Source organism: Nostoc sp., from assembly GCF_036917375.1.
GTDB lineage: Bacteria > Cyanobacteriota > Cyanobacteriia > Cyanobacteriales > Nostocaceae > Nostoc.
On sequence record NZ_JBALDN010000100.1, the window covers coordinates 1 to 19006 of the forward strand.

Annotated in this window: 15 protein-coding genes; 9 read left to right on the forward strand and 6 right to left on the reverse strand. The window is 41.6% G+C overall.

The window, feature by feature from the left end; translation table 11 throughout:
- Positions 1–142 precede the first annotated feature (142 nt).
- Positions 143–673: a pentapeptide repeat-containing protein gene (locus V7K45_RS27195; RefSeq protein ID WP_335008191.1), complete on the forward strand. Its 531-nt coding sequence runs from the start codon at positions 143–145 to the stop codon at positions 671–673.
- Positions 674–765: 92 nt separating this feature from the next.
- Here V7K45_RS27195 and V7K45_RS27200 read toward each other — a convergent pair whose 3' ends face one another.
- A complete protein-coding gene (locus V7K45_RS27200) occupies positions 766–2490 on the reverse strand; it encodes an ABC transporter ATP-binding protein (protein WP_335008193.1) in 1725 nt (574 codons plus the stop codon).
- Between the two features lie 147 nt (positions 2491–2637).
- Here V7K45_RS27200 and V7K45_RS27205 point away from each other — a divergent pair, with 147 nt between their 5' ends.
- Entirely contained in the window at positions 2638–2973 is a 336-nt protein-coding gene (locus V7K45_RS27205; RefSeq protein WP_335008195.1) for a DUF433 domain-containing protein, read from the forward strand.
- A 409-nt stretch (positions 2974–3382) separates the two neighbouring features.
- On the opposite strand, the gene V7K45_RS27210 is transcribed toward V7K45_RS27205, so the two are convergent.
- Both V7K45_RS27210 and smc read right to left on the reverse strand, forming a co-directional pair.
- Complete coding sequence (locus V7K45_RS27210; protein WP_335008196.1) at positions 3383–4378, reverse strand: PRC-barrel domain-containing protein; 996 nt, start codon at positions 4376–4378, stop codon at positions 3383–3385.
- Positions 4379–4578: 200 nt separating this feature from the next.
- Positions 4579–8322 (reverse strand): chromosome segregation protein SMC, encoded by a 3744-nt coding sequence (gene smc, locus V7K45_RS27215; protein ID WP_335008198.1) that lies wholly within the window; start codon positions 8320–8322, stop codon positions 4579–4581.
- A 663-nt stretch (positions 8323–8985) separates the two neighbouring features.
- Between smc and V7K45_RS27220 the strand changes: the two genes are divergently transcribed.
- Positions 8986–9813, forward strand: coding sequence for a carbonic anhydrase (locus V7K45_RS27220; protein ID WP_335008200.1), 828 nt, complete (start codon positions 8986–8988; stop codon positions 9811–9813).
- Positions 9814–10260: 447 nt separating this feature from the next.
- Here V7K45_RS27220 and V7K45_RS27225 read toward each other — a convergent pair whose 3' ends face one another.
- The gene (locus V7K45_RS27225; RefSeq protein ID WP_335008202.1) at positions 10261–10719 is read right to left on the reverse strand and encodes a BON domain-containing protein; all 459 of its coding nucleotides are present in this window, start codon (positions 10717–10719) and stop codon (positions 10261–10263) included.
- Between the two features lie 291 nt (positions 10720–11010).
- On the opposite strand from V7K45_RS27225, the gene V7K45_RS27230 reads away from it, so the two are divergent.
- The 3 genes from V7K45_RS27230 to V7K45_RS27240 all read left to right on the forward strand — a co-directional run bounded on the left by V7K45_RS27230 (position 11011) and on the right by V7K45_RS27240 (position 13185).
- Positions 11011–11211, forward strand: a complete 201-nt coding sequence (locus tag V7K45_RS27230) for a hypothetical protein (RefSeq protein WP_335008204.1) — start codon at positions 11011–11013, stop codon at positions 11209–11211.
- Positions 11189–12109 carry a ribonuclease D gene (locus tag V7K45_RS27235; RefSeq protein ID WP_335008205.1) on the forward strand — a complete coding sequence of 307 codons (921 nt, stop codon included), beginning with the start codon at positions 11189–11191 and terminating at the stop codon, positions 12107–12109. Before V7K45_RS27230 ends, V7K45_RS27235 begins: the two co-directional genes overlap by 23 nt.
- A gap of 233 nt (positions 12110–12342) precedes the next feature.
- On the forward strand, positions 12343–13185 hold the full coding sequence (locus V7K45_RS27240) for a tetratricopeptide repeat protein (RefSeq protein WP_335008207.1): 843 nt from the start codon (positions 12343–12345) through the stop codon (positions 13183–13185).
- Between the two features lie 245 nt (positions 13186–13430).
- Here V7K45_RS27240 and V7K45_RS27245 read toward each other — a convergent pair whose 3' ends face one another.
- Together V7K45_RS27245 and V7K45_RS27250 are read right to left on the reverse strand one after the other, a co-directional pair.
- The gene (locus V7K45_RS27245; RefSeq protein ID WP_335008209.1) at positions 13431–14999 is read right to left on the reverse strand and encodes a sodium:solute symporter family transporter; all 1569 of its coding nucleotides are present in this window, start codon (positions 14997–14999) and stop codon (positions 13431–13433) included.
- A 106-nt stretch (positions 15000–15105) separates the two neighbouring features.
- Entirely contained in the window at positions 15106–15381 is a 276-nt protein-coding gene (locus tag V7K45_RS27250) for a DUF485 domain-containing protein (RefSeq protein ID WP_096536625.1), read from the reverse strand.
- A 526-nt stretch (positions 15382–15907) separates the two neighbouring features.
- Here V7K45_RS27250 and V7K45_RS27255 point away from each other — a divergent pair.
- The 3 genes from V7K45_RS27255 (at position 15908) to V7K45_RS27265 (ending at position 18867) form a co-directional block, all read left to right on the forward strand.
- Positions 15908–16516 (forward strand): site-2 protease family protein, encoded by a 609-nt coding sequence (locus V7K45_RS27255; RefSeq protein WP_335008211.1) that lies wholly within the window; start codon positions 15908–15910, stop codon positions 16514–16516.
- Positions 16517–16726: 210 nt separating this feature from the next.
- Positions 16727–17080, forward strand: a complete 354-nt coding sequence (locus V7K45_RS27260; protein ID WP_335008213.1) for a hypothetical protein — start codon at positions 16727–16729, stop codon at positions 17078–17080.
- Positions 17081–17220: 140 nt separating this feature from the next.
- Positions 17221–18867, forward strand: coding sequence for a PAS domain-containing sensor histidine kinase (locus V7K45_RS27265; RefSeq protein ID WP_335008215.1), 1647 nt, complete (start codon positions 17221–17223; stop codon positions 18865–18867).
- Positions 18868–19006 lie beyond the last annotated feature (139 nt).

Below are 19006 nucleotides of genomic sequence, written 5' to 3' on the forward strand. Positions count from 1 at the left end.
ATGGGATTGGTTAAAGCTGTTCGTCAGCGACACCGACGCAACGCCTCAAGGTCGCTTGACATTTGGGCATCTGCTTTAACTTGACACCAATGGAAAGATGCCCACTCCACAAGATGGATAATTTATTTCTTGGAAGTCCCTTATGGATATTGAAGAAATGTTGGATAGGTATGAAGCGGGAGAAAGAAACTTCGCTTGGAGTGTTAATTGCAGCAGAACTGGTTTATTCATGAGAGCGGTCGATCTGAGTGGGGCTGACCTGAGTGGGATCAACTTGGAAGGAGCCTTTTTGGAAGCTGCTCACTTGGACAATACCAATCTCAGTGGTGCTAATCTCAGGGGAGCTTATATGGAAGGAACTCAGTTGAATGAAGCTATCCTTAACGGCGCTAATTTGAGCGAGGCTAGAGGTGGTCAAGCTAACTTCATCAATACTTCCTTTGTCAATACCAACTTGAGCAGAGCCGAAATGTACCAATGCGGTTTTGATGGCGCTAATTTCAGCCATGCTATTCTTAGGGATGCTTTCGTGAACCACTCCTCTTTCGATGGTGCTAACTTCAGCAATGCCGATTTGCGTTCGGTCGAAGGCTTTTATAACATTCGTAAGGCTATTTTTAGTAATACCATTATGGAAGATGGAAGTATTTGGTATGACAGTATTGGGTATTGAATACATAGATACTCATTCTTCTAGCTCAAAAACCGATTTTGTGAACTCAAAAACTAATTCGGTTGTCTCAAAATCTCAAACTTCCCCTACCTCTAACTAAACTGCTGGGCATAAAACCGCGCATAGCGACGCTCTAAGGCTAATAATTCTTCATGGGTTCCCGATTCGACAATTTGTCCTTGTTCGAGAACTAAAATACGATCGCACCTTCTCACTGTCGATAAACGGTGAGCAATAATAAACACTGTCCGTTTCTCCATCAATCTTTCTAGCGCTTCCTGTACCAACGCTTCTGACTCGGAATCCAATGCTGATGTCGCCTCATCAAGAATCAAGATTTGGGGATTGAGCAGAACAGCACGAGCGATCGCAATTCTTTGTCTCTGTCCACCAGATAAGTTTACCCCACGTTCGCCTACCCAAGTCTTATAACCTTCTGGTAGTTGGCTAATAAATTGATGGGCATTAGCAATTTTCGCCGCCTCTTTAACTGCTTTTATGTCAAAAATATATTGTCCAAAGGCGATATTTTGAGCAATCGTCCCCGAAAACATGATGGTTTCTTGAGGAACAATCCCAATTTGTCGCCGCAGACTATGCAACTTCACATCCCGAATATCAACATCGTCAATGAATATTTGACCAACTTCGGGGTCGTAAAAACGGGGTAAAAGATTCACAAATGTGGTTTTACCAGCACCAGAAGCACCCACAAGTGCGATCGCTTCACCTGGCGATACCAATAAACTGATATCTTTTAATACAGGTTCACCTGGTTTATAGGCAAAGGAAATATGACGATATTCTACTTTGCCTTTGACTGGAGGGAGAGCGATCGCATTTGTCTTTTCGATTACCGTTGGCTGAATTGCCATCAATTCAAAAACGCGGTCAACAGATGCCTCACCCTGCTTAAATTCGTTGTAGTTGTTAGTAGTATGACCAATGGGATCGATTAACAACGCCGCCGCCGCCAGATAACTGAAAAAATTCGCCACTGTCAAGTTACCTTGGGAAATTTGCCAAGCTCCCACAATCAGTAACGATAACGCACTTAAGGCTTCCAGAAATCCGATGATCGGAATCTGAATTGCTTTCAGACGTTCGGCTGAGTATTTGGCTTTGAGACTGCGTTCAGCTTCATCGCCAAAGCGGGCGATTTCGTAATTTTCGGCAGCAAAAGCCTGTACCAAACGAATCCCGTTGAAAACTTCCGCGAGAATGGCTGATAAACCCGACACTCGATTTTGACTTTTTAAGGAATACTTGCGTAACCGTTCGCCAAACCAGCCGACTAAAATACCCATGAGTGGGGCAATTATCACCGTTGCTAGTGTCAGTTGCCAATTTAGGTAAATCATGTAAATTGGAATTGCTAGCAACTGCAAAATACAGGGGATAAAGTCGTGAAATACTTTATTTACCACTTCGCCAACGCGGTCAACATCTTCGGTGAGGCGGTAAGATAAATCACCAGCTTTTGCCGTTTCAAAATAGCTGAGATTTAGCTTTTGAAGATGTGCGTAGACTTGCTGGCGGAGATGAAAAGCAACTCGCAAAGCAGCTTTCGCCATGTACATATCTTGTATAGACTGAAACAATCCTCTAACAAGAAATACTAAAGCACAACTGCCAGTTATTTGAGCGATCGCGACTACATTACCTTGGGCAAAGGGAATTGCCAATTTCCCGGCAAGATTAATTAATACTAAAGTCGCCAGCACGTATCCTAAGATACCAATAAGTCCCTTGGTAATGGTTTGCCACTGGAGTTGTATATAAGGCAGCAACTGCCAGTAATTAGAACGGGTTTTCAAGCTCGAAAGTCCACAACGATATTTTACTTTGTTTGACGCTAGCAGTTTTTAGTGAGTTTCTGAACACTTAACTAATTAGTTACACACTGTTTGAGCGTTTGTTCTTCTATGATTGAAGTGGAATGTTCATTCGTGGGGTCTTGCTTTATGAAACTGGAAGAGTATTTCAACACCCTTGCACCAGATGACATTCGACTCAAAGGAACCCGCATTGGGATTGAGAGCATTCTTTACGAGTATATCTATCGCTGCAAAACACCAGAAGAAATTGCCGAACAATTTCATACAGTAACATTGGAACAGGTTTACGCCACGATTTTGTATTACTTGCATCATCGTTCAGGGGTTGATGCGTATCTGGTAGATTGGTTGGAATTTTCTCGAACCATGCGCGAAGAACAACAGCGAAATCCTTCTCCTGCCAGGATGAGGTTTCGGCGAATGCAGGAAGAAAACGCTCCAAAGCATTTACAGGAAAGCTAATGGCAATCCGGTATTTGTTGGATGAACAGTTCCTTGTGAGCGCAGCTCATGAAGTCTCTTGCAAAAGTGCCTTTTGCAAGAGGTCGGGAAAGGGGGAAAGGTTAAAGGGGAATGTTAATTCTATCCCTTTTCCCTTTAACCCTTACCCTTTACCCGACTTATGCAAGAAGTCTACTGTTGAAGAATTAATCATCATTGTGGAAGCTTCGTTTGAGGATGAATACCAGGATCGAATTGAATATCTACCCTTGAGCCAATAGCGCATTCTCCACCCCCTCACTTATCCTAAAAAATTAGCCCCCTCATTGCTTGCAAAGAGAGGGCTGAATTTATCAGAGAAATAATTTGTAATCTAAGCCGAAAATTACGAACTACGAACTTGTACTGAGCGTAGCCAAAGTATTACGAATTAATATCCGCCTTCTTCTTCGTATTCTGGCTGCCTTTCCTTGACTTTCTTAGGAATATTCACAGGCTTCGGTGCATCTTCCCAAGCATCGCCGTCTACATCGTCATAATCATCGTATTCGTCAACATAAGGCTTGTTATAGGGCTGGGCTTCATATTTTAGCGGCTGCGGTTGTTGATACCTGTCGTTGCCTGTTGCCTCGCTCCAGTTATCTTCTTCCTCATCTTCTTCGTATTGAATAGATTCATACTGCCGCGCCTTCATTACCTGACGCTGTGGCCTTTCTTCTTCCACATAGTCTTCATTCCATTCTTCTTCCCGCGCTACGGGTTCGGGAGCGCGAACTTTTTGCCTGGGTGGCTGCAATGGCACTCCACTAGGCAGTTGATTACCTGGTGCAACTTGGCGTGGTGGAGTATAGCCGTATTCTTCTTCTATATCTCGCTCCCAAGGTGCTTTGCCGATACCCAGGCGCTCTAGTAAACCAACTGTCAACTGCTCTACTCGTTCTTCGGCTCCCTCAAACACAATCAACCGATTGGGGCCAGTGCTGACAATTTCATCTACAGAGAACTCGTAAGTACTCACAAATTGATCGGGAATTTGGGGCAATCCTAAAGAAGCAATAACTATGGAGTTAAGCTTGCCAGTTTCGCCGTTGAACTTGAAGCCCCGAACTTTGCCTAAGACTTCACCTGTTTCTGTAATTACTTCCCAGTTAATCAAATTACTGAGAGATTCAACTTCGATATCTTCAATGACATCTTCGTTATCAACCAGGATGACATCACCAATCTGGCTGATGTTGTTGAGGTACATATAGCGCGGTATGCCCGAAATGGAGATCAGGCTGTCTCGCAAACCAAGAGCCACAACCTCTCGTTGATCGATATCAACCCAGACTTGACTGATAATGCCTAGCCGCTTGCCATTGTCGCGGGTAATCACCTGGGTATTTAATATGTCGGAACGCCTAATTATCTGTTCGGAGGTCATTCTATACCGAGTCCTGATCTCGAATCCGGTTTAACGCGACGTGCAACTTTTTCTTGTAACCCCACTTCCATCGCTCTATCCCAGTGAACGAGAGGCTTTGATTTTTGCTCTCTTTCCCTGGTAGGGAAGGGTTTGGGGGTTAGGTTTGAGAGAAAGTCACACATTACGTGGTTTATCTATACACTATTATTAACAAAAACTCAAGCAGATGTATTGGATGATTGTAACTTAATCCCCAAAACTTGAGTGTAAGCTCCTCGTGCTTGAGTAACGCCAATTGTGCGTTCGGCTGATTCTATCATCGGACGACGCAAACTAACAACTATAAATTGCGCTTGTTGTGACTGTTGTTTAATCATTCTAGCTAATCGTTCTACGTTTGCTCCATCTAGGAACATATCTACTTCGTCAAAGGCGTAAAATGGCGATGGACGGTAGCGTTGCAGGGCAAAGATAAAGCTCAAGGCTGTGAGTGATTTTTCTCCCCCAGACATTGAAGCTAGGCGCTGTACGGGTTTACCTTTGGGGTGCGCAACTAAATTCAGTCCGCTGCTAAAGGGATCTTCGGGATTTTCGAGTTGCAAGAAGCCGTCGCCATCGGAAAGAATGGCAAAAATTGATTGAAAGTTTTCGTTGACAGCATCGAAAGCTTCTTTAAAGGCAAGTTGCCGCAATGTGGTAAAGTTTTCAATCCGCAAAAGTAGTTCGGTGCGTTCCCCTTCTAGTGTCTCTAATTTTTGCGTGAGTTCTTGGAGACGGTTTTGCGTGCGTTCGTATTCTTCTAACGCCAGCATATTCACAGGTTCCATTGCCTGTAGGCGTTTGGTAAGCGATCGCAATTCTTTCTGTAATTCTTCTAAATCTACTTTATCTGGAACTTCTGGCAAGGGATTTGGTAATTCTGCTCCCACATCTCGTAATTGGTTTTGCAGTGCAATTAGTTCTTCCCGCCGCTTCTCTTGGGTTTCTTGGAGTTTTTGGATTTCCCATTCCAATTGTTGTTGACGCAAAAGATGCGATCGCACTTCCAGTTCTGTAGCGTCGCGTTTTTGTTTCTCTTCGCCCAAATTTTGCTCCATTTGAGTTAGGTTGGCGCGGGTTTGGGTGATGAGAGTGCTAAGTGCTGAGTGCTGAGTGCTGAGGGTATTTAGTTGATTTTGTTGCGCCTCTTGTTCGCGATGATATTGGCTAATTCGCTCTTCCCCTTCTTGGATTTTTTCTTGCAAACGTTGTTGCTGATTTTCTAAATTTTTTAATCTTTGTTCCGCTTCCCGTAACGCTGTTTCGCGTTGTTGCAATTGTTGCTCTTGGATTTTAATGGTTGCCTGGATTTGTTGCCATTCACTGGGGGTTTGGGATGCTTCTAACTCTGCTAAAGCGTGTCGCAATTGTTGCAACTCATTTTCTTGTCCAGGTAATTCCCGCTCTAAAATTTCTAATCGAGATTGAGCAGTGGCTAACTTTTCGCTGTTTTGGGCGAGTTGCGATCGCGTCCCCTCTAATTGCGCTGTTAAACTCTTAATGTCTTTTTGCAACTGCTCCAATTGCAACTGCTGTTCTCGCCGTGCTTGACGCGCTTCTGTTAATTCTTGTGTAAGTTTTTTGGCTCTAGCTGACAAAGTAGCGATCGCTTCTGTACAACGCTCTAAAACCCGTTCAATGTCCACTAAGCGACTTTTTAAAGCGATCGCTTCATCAGATTCTGCTGCTTCCCCCGTACCAAACCGTAACGCCGAACGCTGAGTGTTGCTACCACCAGTCATTGCACCACTAGTTTCCAGAAGTTCCCCGTCTAAGGTGACGATGCGATACAATCCTAAATTTTTCCGCGCCGCTTCCAGGTTGGCGAATACCACCGTGTTCCCGAAAACATAGCTAAATACATCTTTGTAACGGCGATCGCAATCGACTAAGTTCACAGCATAATTAACGAAGCCACTAGCAAAACGCAGCGTTGCATCTTGAGTAAATTTGGGAGCGTGAATTTTATTCAGGGGTAAAAAAGTCGCCCTCCCTGCACGCTTCTGTTTGAGCAGTTCAATACCTGCTGCGGCTACACTATCATCTTCCACCACGATATGTCCCAAGCGTCCCCCGGCAGCCATTTCTAAGGCTAGCTGATGGCGGGGTTCTACCTTTCCTAACTGCACAACTAAGCCACAAAGTCCAGGCATTCCCGATTGTAAAATGACTTTACTCGCTTGGGTTCCTTGGACTTCTTGCTGTGCTTGCGCTTGCGCCTCGATTTTATCCAACTGGCGTTGTTTTTCTCGTTGTTCGGAAAGTAACCGTTTTTGAGTTTCCTGTTGGATTTGCAGTTCTTGTTCTGTGGCTGAGAGATTTTGGGCTAAATTTTGGATGGGTTCGCTAGAGGTGTTAAATTCCGTTTCAACTCCACTACACTGAGTTTGTTTTTCTGCTAATAGGGGTTCGTCGCGTTCAATTAACTGGGTTTGCTCTTGGATAAGCTGCTGTAACTGATTATTGCGTTCTCTGAGTTGTGCTTGTTCCGTGCGTTGCGGTTCTAGAGTGTGCAGCAAAGCTTCTATTTGACGGTTGAATGCTGTTTGTTGCTGCACCCAGGCTTCTGAAGCCGAGGCGATTTCTGCGGCGGCTTCGCGGGAGGTTTCTAAGGCTTGCTGTGTTTCATCTCTTTGTTGCTGACAATAGACAATAGATTGCCCCTCTACAACCTGTGTTTCGGCAATTTCTTCTAGGGAATGACGGTGTTTTTGAATCTCTTGCTGAGTTTGAGTCAGACGTTTGGCGGTTTCTTGGGAAGCTGTTTGTAATTCCGTTAGCTGACGCTGGAGTTGTTTACGTTCTGCTTCTTGGGTGGCGAGGGTAGATTGTACCGCCAAAAGTTCCTCTTCTCCCAACGCTTTCACATGGGCATTGAGTTGTTCCAGTTCAGCAGTTTTTTGGACGATTTCGGAATTTAAGTTGGTGAGTTGGGTAGTGAGTTCAGTAAAATTGCGATCGCCTGTTTGAATTTCGTGAACTAATTTTTCTTGTTGTGCTTGTAGCGATCGCCATGATAAAACAGCTTCCCAGGATTGCTTCGCGAGAAATTCTGTGCGGAGTTTTTGATATTTCTCAGCTTTCGCCCGATCTTGAGAAAGGCGATCGCGCTGTGCAGTTAATTCCGTTTCGATAATCCGACAGCTATCTTCCTTTTCCTTCACCTCATCTAAAGTTGATTTGGCTTGGACAATTTTGCGATCGAACGCTGCCACCCCAGCTAATTCATCAATAATTTCCCGCCGTTCCCGCCCATTCATCGAGATAATACTGGTGACATCCCCTTGCAGTACCACATTGTAGCCTTCAGGATAAACCCGTAGATTACTTAGTTCCCCATGCAACTCTGTTAACGTGCAAGGTACACCATTGATATAGTAATTCGATGTGTAAGTCCCTTGGTGAGTGACTCGTAGCCTTCTAGTAACACTCCACTCTGCCGATTTTGGATTTTGGCTTCGCTCAGTCGAGCGATTTTGGGCTTCGGCTTCGCTCAGTCGAGCGATTTTGGATTTTAGATTTTCTTCCCCTACTTCCTCTGCTTCCCCTGCTTCTCCTGCTTCCCCTGCTTCCCCTACTTCCTCTACTTCCCCTGCTTCCTCTACTTCCTCTACTTCCTGCTTTTGTGCCTTTGCGTCTTTGTGTGAAATTTCATCCGATAAATCAAATGTCACCGTGACGCTAGCCTCAATCGAAGCACGTCCTTTAGCCGTTTGAGTGTTATTTACCAAATCCGGTAAGCGTTCGGCTCGCATTCCCTTAGAACTGGAGAGTCCCAGGCAAAAGAGCAGTGCATCTAAGATATTAGACTTACCCGAACCATTTGGCCCAGATATGACAGTACACCCCGGTAGCAAAGGGACGGAAGTAGTGCCACCGAAGGATTTGAAGTTCGTAAGTTCCACGCGCTTGATGTGCACCATAGGCGCTGGTTCCCTGGGCTAATGAAGAACAAGTGTATCAACTAATTAAGAATTCGCAAGAGGGTAAGGCGGAGAATTGGAAATTATAGTAAACGCGTTGCGGTGAGCCTGCAAGCTTCACCCAAAAGGTTTACCGCAGGCGATCGCTCAGTGTACGGCAAAAATTTTGATGTCGCAAACTGACCATCAAAATTTTCCCAGAGCAGATAATATCATGTCTAACTAATTACTCGTGATCCAAAAATTTCTGTGTTTGCGTGTCTTTGCGTCAGTCTTAATTACAACTATTCAACCAGACGCGAGCTTAGGATATTTTAAGTGCGAAGGAGAATCAGTTGGTATAGTTTGAATCATCTATTCTGGATCTATCATCCTCGGTCGATCGTGACAACAAAGCGATCGCATTTTTATCTCAAGATATATATAACTAGTTTGAAATAGGCTCAAGGCATCCTCACACAGTAATACGATCTGCGAAGGAACAGGGTGGAGCAAGAGAAAAAAGCAACTCAACCAAATGGTAGAGGATATTAAAAGCACCAAATTAATTTATAATATAGTAATCTTTACAATTGGAAAAACGTAGAAAGAAAGCCCTCTTTACTACCTCAATCTGATGTCTGTGATTTGTTCTTAATCCCCAAATATTTATAGAACTTAGTAATGAAGAGATTAATTAAAGGTCTGCGCGAATTTAAATCTAGCTATTTTTCGACACATCAAAAATTGTTTGAGCAACTTTCACATGGTCAAAAGCCCAGAGTATTATTTATTACCTGTTCTGATTCGCGTCTCGATCCAAATTTAATTACACAAGCCCAAGTTGGTGAATTATTTGTCATTCGCAATGCAGGTAACATTATCCCTCCGTATGGGGCAAGTAATGGCGGTGAAGGTGCGACAATTGAATATGCTGTTCAAGCCTTAGATGTCCGCCAAATTATTATTTGTGGTCATTCTCATTGCGGTGCAATGAAAGGATTAATGAAGTTACACAATCTCAGCGATGAAATGCCGCTTGTACATGATTGGCTTAAATATGCAGAAGCAACTCGAAGGCTAGTTATAGATCACTACAGTGACTGCGACGGAGAAGAACTGCTAGAGATTATGATTGCCGAAAATGTTCTTACTCAAATTGAGAATTTGCGGACATATCCAGTGATTCACTCTAAGCTCTATCGGGGAGAACTCAGCATTTATGCTTGGATTTATCACATTGAAACAGGAGAAGTTTTCGCATACGATCCCCAGAAGCACGCTTATGTTTTACCTCAAACTGAGCTTCTAGAATCAGAAATAGATGAGTCGTTCAGGAGTCAGGTTCCAAATACCAATGTAGTAATGCGTTCACCTAAAAACCAGCAGGATGATGTTCAACCTTATGAGAAACAGTCTGTTTCTCCATTTGAGTGGTTTCCAATGAGACGACTTTCTCCTGAGCAAATGGAGCGAATTTATCGAGGTTCAAATAATGGAAGTCAAAGATGAAAATAGGATTAATTATAAATAAGCCATAGCTAAATTTCAGTCTACTCAAGTAGACTGAAACCACTTTTCAGTCTTTTTTATAGACTTTAACTATTAACCTATAGTAGTAGGAGTAGCCCCACCACCATTGGTGTCAACTTAAGCTGGAAATAGCTTAACTATTGGCTTCCATGCCCGCCCGGAAATAAATTTCCGAGCTAATAGGCTTAAGTCTACTTCAGTAGACTGGAGATTTTTGGCGATATTTAGTCATCTTCAGATGACTTGAGCTATGAGACGGGAATTTCAATTCCCGGCGGACAAGTGGTTTCACGTTAAGTTGACACCAATGCCCCACCACATCATCTATTTATCTGAAAATAGCTATAGCAAAAACAGAGACTTACATCTGTGTAAGTCTCTATTTGGCTTTCATGCCAATGCTAACTGAAAGCTTCAGTTATTCTTTTATGGCTTTTTTACAGTATCAACCTTCGCTTCTACCTTCACTGTCTTCACACCTTGAACTTCTTTAGCTAAGGTTTCAGCTTTCTTGAGTTCTTCAACAGAAGCCGCCGTGCCTTTGAGGATAATTTCACCCTCTTTGTTTTCAACTTGTAACTTGTTACCTGGTAAACCTTTATTCAACTTTGCGCTAACTTCAGTTTTTAAATCGCTCTTAGCTTTTGTTGCTGCCGTTTTTTCAGCATCGGTTTTAACTTTCGTACCTGTATTAGCTGCTAAAGGAGTAGCTTGTGTTTCTGGAACTTTGGCAGTTTGATTTGTCTGCGAAGCTGGTTTTGCTGGTACTTGAGCAGCTTCATTAGTTGTGCTAGGAGTTTCTGAACCAGTTTTAGGAGCCTCTTGGCAGCCAAAAGTACCAACTACCAAAATGCTACTAACTACCAATAGAATTAGTTTTTTCATTATTTATCTCCGAATTGAGTACTTGAAGCGGTTAATTGAGGTGTGTGTCATGGTGAGGAGCAAATTTAAAAAAAACAATTAAAAGTGAAGTAGCAAAAGTGCTTCAGCAATAGCTCAGGTTACTGAAAATTGAAATTTGGACGATTTCTTGAAGCTAAGATTTTGCAATCCGGTTTTGAGAAATGTCAATTCAATTTTTCTGACGGCTGCTAACCAGGATGGCTTTACACACAGTCTGTGGCTCTCTATGACTTTAAGGTAGATGCTGAGTAGCTCTTTTGATGGTAGACTATGCCACTCTACAGTAGTGACTCGATGTTATCAGATTTAAGTCAATTTGGCGATGTTTATGACGAATTTCAAACTTCAGCCTTTTTGCAATTCTGTGTCAGCAAACTTACCAACAAAATGTTACTTTATAAAACTATGGCTTACTTACAATGCCTTAAATATCAGGAAATATTAGTCAATGCCCTACCTTACTTCGGCTAGCGAAATTCGTGCCATTGTCGCTGAATATACAAACGCTAAAACACTGTGGATAGATACAGAAGTTGCTGACTATAAAAGTCGTAATCCTCGATTATCGCTGATTCAGGTATTAGATAATCCTCAAGATATGAGTGGCGATCGCGTCTATCTTTTAGATGTATTAGACCAGCCTAATATTATAGCTGAATTTATTGATAAAATTATGATAAATTCTGCCATTGAAAAGGTTTTTCACAACGCGAGTTACGATCTAAAATTTCTCGGTAGTAAGAAAGCCAAAAATATTACTTGCACTTTGGAAATGGCCAAAAAAATTCCCTATTATCTTTTGCCATTACCCAACTACCAACTCAAGACTATAGCTACAGCACTTTGTAGCTTTAATAATATCGATAAACAAGAACAAAAAAGCGATTGGGCAAAACGCCCTCTGACTGAAGAACAGATAGAGTATGCTTACCTAGATTGCATTTATCTTGCTCAAATTCACCTAAACTTGTTAGGCTTACAAGCCCAAGCCAGTCCCGAACCTGCAATGGAAGACTTAAGCTCGCTAAGTGCTAGATACTCGCAAGTTGAGCAGCAATGGAAGTTGTTGAATTCAGAATTTGAGCATTTGCAAGAACGTATAAAAAAAGCTATGCAGGCTCAGGATATATCAGAAACTTATGATTATAAGCTGACTAGTTATGAACGGACTACAATCAAAGCTGCATTTACAGAATTGGCAAAGCTAGCACAAACTCAAGGTATTAATTTCGATTTTCCGATTACACTAACTCAGAAACTCCAAAAAGATTTAGGGGAAAATCTGGAACAATTATCTGTAGATATTGACAAAAACACCTCTTGGCGGCTAATTCCCAAAACTCAGGAGAGTGAAGCTGAGGATGAGTAAATTGTTCATCAGGCTACAAATGTCAGAATTGATATAGTTATTGTGAAGAATAAATATTGAAATTTCATAATTCTTTCCTCCTCCCTTATCTGAGAAATCTATAAAATATTAGGGAAATTTGTCAATTAACTTGAAAGGACTATCAAAAGTTAGAATAGTTATTGAGTTAAAGAATTAAAATATAGATTTTGGTACTAATTCCATTCAGGTATTATGGCAGTTTATATTAACTTATGAGACGGCGTTTATTTGGGCAAAAGCGAACAAGGGTAAATACTTTATTTACCATAGCTATTTTTACTACATTGACAGCAACTAGCAGCATTTCTTGTAGTAAGAATGACAATGTATTAGTAACAGAAATAGGAGTTAGTCAACCTAGCCGTGGTTCAGCTACAACATCCAGAGGCGGGGAATTTTATCTTCAGGGAAAGAATCAGCATTTAAACGGCGACTTGCAAGCTGCGATCGCTTCTTATAGTAAGGCAATTAGTCAAAATTCTCAGTATGGCGCTGCCTACAATGCGCGAGGATTAGCTTACTTTGATTTGGGAGACAAAGAAAAAGCGATCGCAGATTACAATCAAGCACTCCGCATCAACCCTAACGACGCCGAAGCCCACAATAACTTAGGAAATGCCCGCGCCTCACTGGGAAACAACAGAGAAGCAGTTAAAGATTACAGTGAAGCGATTCGCCTGAATCCCAACTATGCCGAAGCCTACAATAACCGAGGAAATGCCCGCGCCACCAATGGAGACAAAAAAGGGGCAATAGACGATCTCGATCAAGCGATTCTCCTTAACCCCAAATATGCGATCGCCTATAATAACCGAGGAAATGCTCGTGCTGCCAATGGAGATCCCAAGGGTGCGATCGCAGATTACAATCAAGCCATTCGCCTCAATCGTAACTTTGCCCCTGCCTACAATAACCGAGGAAATGCCCGCGCCACCAATGGAGACAAACAGGGGGCACTCAAGGACTTACAACAAGCAGCAAGTATTTTTCAAAGTCAAGGTAACAACGACTTATACCAACAAGTGATGGATAACATCAAAGAACTTGGACAGTAGCAGAGAGGCAGGGGGCAGAGAGCAGGGGAGCAGGGGGCAATACGGTTTGGTTAAAGGGGAAAGGGGAAAGGGAAAAGGTTTTGAATACATCCTTTCCCTTTACCCCTTACCCTTTACCCAGATCATAAGGAAAGTGAAAAATGCTTATCTGAACCGTATTGGAGCAGAGGGGAAATTCCTCTCCTCTGTAACCTTTTCCCTGCGCCTCTGCCTCTTTACACAATGACAAATGACAAATGACAAAATCACATCCCAGAACCAATGTGAATGCGATCTTCAACTTCTGCAAATTTTTCCTGTGCCAGCTGTTCAGTACTCAATAGTGAAACGACAATCGCCACAATAAACGCCAGTGGGATACTGATTAATCCAGGATTTTTTAGGGGAAAGGGTGCAGAAGCGTGCTTGAGAATTGTTACCTGAATAGTAGGTGACAAATAAATCAGCACTAAAGAAGAGACAGTTCCTACTAACATACTTGCAACTGCACCATTGGTTGTGAAGCGTCGCCAAAGCATGGATAAGAGCAAGGCTGGGAAGTTTGCACTCGCAGCGATCGCAAATGCTAAACCTACCATATAAGCTACATTTTGCCCTTTAAACAAGATACCCAAGAATATTGCCACTAACCCCAAAAGCATTGTTGCACCGCGAGCCACCTTTAGTTGTTCTGACTCGTCAGCATGACCCGATCGCACTACATTTACCCACAAATCATGAGACAATGCAGCTGCACCTGAAAGTGTCAACCCAGCGACAACCGCCAAAATCGTTGCAAAAGAAACAGCGGCAATAAAACCTAAGAAAGCATCACCACCGAGAAATTCTGCCAACATCGGCGCAGCCATATTACCACCAGTACCAATTTGCTTAATGGCATCTTGACCTACTAGTACCATCGCTCCAAAGCCCAGAATGAAGGTAAGGAGATAAAAAACGCCAATAATAGCTGTGGCATAAGTAACAGAGAGCCGCGCTGCTTTGGCGTCGGGTACTGTGTAGAAACGCATCAGAATGTGTGGTAATCCAGCAGTGCCGAACATCAACGACATCCCCAAGGAGATAGCATCAAAGGGATCGGAAACCAGTTTGCCCGGAGCTAATACACCTGTATACTTTTCAGATGCAGCAGCGAAAAGAGCGATCGGGTTAAAGCCAAATCGTGCCAGTACTAAGATAGCTAGTAAAACAGTTCCGCCAAGTAACAAAACTGCTTTGATAATTTGTACCCAGGTGGTGGCAATCATCCCGCCAAAAATCACATAAGCCATCATCACACAACCGACGATGACCACAGCTAATTCATAATCAAAGCCAAACAGTAGTTTGATTAGTTCTCCAGCACCTACCATCTGGGCAATTAAGTAAAAGCTAATTACTACCAGCGTTCCAATTGCAGAGGCGATACGTACAGGTTTTTGCTGCAAGCGAAAAGCCACTACATCGGCAAAAGTGTATTTACCTAAGTTTCGTAGTGGTTCGGCAATTAGAAACATAACAATCGGCCAGCCCACCAAGAAGCCGATAGAATAAATTAAGCCGTCAAAGCCGTTGAGTGCCACCAGCCCAGTGATACCTAAAAAACTAGCTGCACTCATAAAGTCTCCAGCTAGGGCCAGCCCATTTTGGAAACCGCTGATTTTACCACCAGCTGTATAGAACTGTGCTGTATTTTTGGTGAGCTTTGCGGCCCAATAGGTAATGCCTAGAGAACTTACAACAAACAGAAAAAAGAAAGCGATCGCCAACGGGTTAAACTTACCAAGACTAGTAATATCTGCCGCCAGTGGCAAATCGAACCACACACTATTCATGCTTTTTTTGGTTTAGTATTTTGAATTTGGGACTAGAAATTGCTAATAGCTAATTTACCTTACTCAGTTCTGAGTGCTAAATGATTTAAGTATTACTCAGCACTCTTCATTTGCGTGTCAGCCTGGCTATTTGGTCGTCGTAACTACTATTTGCCCAACGCACGTAGATAAAAATTAATACCCATGCTGAGACAATTACCAGCGCTCCTAGTAAAATTCCCAGGCTGAGTCCAGGAACTACTAATGACCCCAGCAGGGGCTTATTGAACGCGATTAATAGGATAAAGCCGAAGTAAATAAACATCATGGCTCCGCTGAGAATCAGGGATACCCGCCAACGTTCAGCCGCGAGAGCCTGGAGAGCCTTTGTGCGATCGTTCATGTCTTCCTTTAGGTTGAGAAGATTAGGTCAGATTGTCTCATTGAAGCTGATTTCTGCGTAATTTTCTTAAAGATTATTAGTAAATCTATTGCTATATCAGGTAATAAAATTAACTTTGCATGATATACCCAAATAACAAGACAATAGCGACTCTGTTTTGAGTCAGAGAAACATAAAACTATAGATGCAGTTAGACACAAATACAGCTCATCTATCTGTGATTTGTGATTTTGCAAGTCTTAAGTATATTATTATACACTTAAATAAGTCAACAACTAATAAATTAAGTTTTTAGATACTAAAAAATAAAATAAATACGTAGTTATTCTCAGGTTTTCAAATCCTTAAAGTGTTATGAACTACTTTTTTTTAAGCTATAAAATCAACTGAGATTAATAAAAGTAGTAAATTTTAATTTATAAAATATACCAAAAATTACAGTGGTATTTTAAGTAGTGTTTTTGACAAAATTTATACAATAATTTTAATTTTACACAGATAGGGCATTACCAAAATTTAGTAACGTATGTTTATCGAAACACTAATCACAAACCCGATTCATTTTTTCAGAATCGTTGTAATTGTCATATTTTCCATCACTTTGCATGAACTTGCTCACGGCTGGGCTGCGATGAGTCAGGGAGATAACACTCCAGAACAAACTGGTCATCTGACGCTTAATCCTGTAGTTCACATGGGCAAAGAATCAATCATCTTTCTCTGTCTCATGGGTATAGCTTGGGGACAAATGCCCGTCAACCCATCTAAGTTTCGCTCAGGTAAGCTAGGCAATATTTTGGTATCCGCTGCTGGACCATTATCAAATCTGGCTTTAGGCATTTTATTTATTATGATGCTTAAAATTCTCGCTAATTTGAGTCTTTCAGGACTATTTAGTGCCGAATTTATTTACCTAGCAGCTCGGATAAATTTGACCTTATTTCTGTTTAATCTGCTACCAATTCCACCACTCGACGGCTTTCATGTCTTCAGTGAGATATTTCCTCAGCTAAAGCCACTGGAATATACCCAATTCGGACTTTTTGCCATGATGGTTCTATTTATAGTTCCGGGTTTTGGGATAGGACTTGGTGGGATTGCTGATTTTTTTATCCGGTCAGGATTGGGGATGTAAACAGCAAATATTTAGGCAAAGGAAAATTTAAATGAAAATCAAGCAAAAAGTTGTGGTTGCTGCTACTAGTATTGCCTTGAGTATTGCTGCTGTGCTTTTACCATCTGGAGAATCAATGGAGAGTACATATCTGTAGGTCAATATAGTAATAAATGGCATTCTATAAATAATCATTTAGTTAAATATCCTCAGGAAATAAGTCCACAATTAATGGTTGTACAACCAGAGCTATTTAACTCCGTTTTAGGAAATTTTGTAATTGAAAAAGGTAATTTTATGACCTGTTTGGATCGTGAGCGATCGCCCTTTACTTCTGCCATTGAATTATTGATAAGATTATTGATTGTTGGAAGCTTTGGTTCTGTGGGTATTGCAGGTTATTCTTCTTTTGTAGAGCGCTATTTTCAAATTATTAATAAAGATTTAAAAATAATTTACTACACTATTTTTTTATTACTGTCTTTACAGATTATATGCGCTTTTATTGGAACGATGACTTCATCCACAAGTCCAATTTCTTCTGCGATCGGCCCAAGCTCTAGCTGTATTTTAGGCAACCGCTGATGATAGGCAGTTGCCACACATGTTTTTTTAAGTAAAAGTACTGAAGAATATTGGATAGGAATTACTTCAGTAATCTTAACATTGAAGTTAGTGGATATGCTTAGTTACCTTAAAGGCACAACTTGAGTGACAAGATTACTGTGTTTGATCTGGAAGACTTTTTTAACCTTTCATCTGACCTATTTTGTATCATCGGACAAGATGGTTTTTACCAGCAAGTTAATCCAGCATGGGAACAAGTGTTGGGATGGAAAGCGGAAAACTTAATCGGGTATTCGTGGCTGGGATTAGTGCATCCAGAGGATATCACAATCAGTCACTTGCCAACGGAACCACAGCAACAGTTGCACTGGGATAGCCGTTATCTTCATAAAGATGGTAGTTATCGGTGGTTGTGTTGGAGTTTATCAACTTCTCAAAAGGGACTCATTTATGCAGTAGGTAAAGACATTAGCCAACAACTGCGGCGAATAGAAGCCCTACAAACTGAACGGGAAAGCCTTTATAACCTACTCAATCAGTTACCAGCTTTTCTCTATCTGCAACCCAAGGATTATGGGGTGGGATTTTATAACCAACGCTTTCGCGAGGTATTTGGAGATCCTACAGGGAAACGTTGTTACGAAGCGATCGCCGGATTAAAACAACCTTGTCCTGAATGTCCTACCTTTCGCGTTTTTGACAGTAATGCTCCGCAACTCTGGGAATGGGTGGATAGTAAAACAGGCCGGATATATCAAATTTACGATTATCCATTCAAGGATATGAATGGTGAGCCGATGGTTGTGGAAATGGGTTTAGATATTACTGCTGTCAAAAAAGCCGAGGCTGCTTTGCGACAAAGGGAGCAGGAATTAACTCAAAAGAATCAACAACTTCAAGAAACCCTTAAACAATTACAAAAGACCCAAGCACAACTAATTCAAACAGAAAAAATGTCTTCTTTAGGACAATTAGTCGCGGGTGTAGCTCACGAAATTAATAATCCCATTAGCTTTATCAATGGTAATATCACTCATGCTAAAGAATACATCCAACAATTGCTAAAAATACTGCAACTTTACCAAAAAGAATATCCTCATCCAACACCATTGATTCAGGAAGGAATAGAAGCAATCGAGTTAGATTTTGTTATTCAAGACCTACAAAAATTGCTAGATTCTATGCAAATGGGAAGCGATCGCATTCGCAACATTGTACTGTCGTTGCGGAACTTCTCACGGCTGGATGAAGCAGAAATGAAAGCAGTGGATGTTCATAGCGGTATTGATAGTACGCTAATGATTCTGCAAAACCGCCTCAAAGCCAAACCTGACAGTTCCCAAATTCAAATTATTAAAGAGTATGCTCAACTTCCTCTAATAGAGTGTTACGCTGGTCAACTTAACCAGGTGTTTATAAATATTATTACTAACGCGATCGATGCTTTGGAAGAGTTATATGTCAATAACCAGAAGTCAAGTTGTAATCCACAAATCACTATTCGCACTGAGTTACTCAACTCAGATTGGGTTGCTATTGAGATTGCTGACAATGGAGTGGGAATGTCGCAAGAAATTCAACAACGTCTATTTGATCCCTTCTTTACAACTAAAGTAGTAGGTAAGGGAACTGGTTTAGGGATGTCAATTAGTTATCAAATTGTCACAGAAAAACATCAAGGTCAACTGCAATGTATTTCATCTCTAGGACAAGGAGCAACATTTATAATTGAGATTCCTATTCGACAAAATAAATCCATACAGCCAAATTTACTTCTTGACAATAAAGAAGTGCAAAAATACTAAAAATATTTAATATTTTGGAATTTTATATGAGGTTTTTCCAGCAGTTACAGCAGTTTGCAACTAAATGAGGTACAGAACCAAGGATTCACAAATCAAATTATTCTTCTCCCTCCTGCCTGGTTGGTGAGCGAAGCCGAAC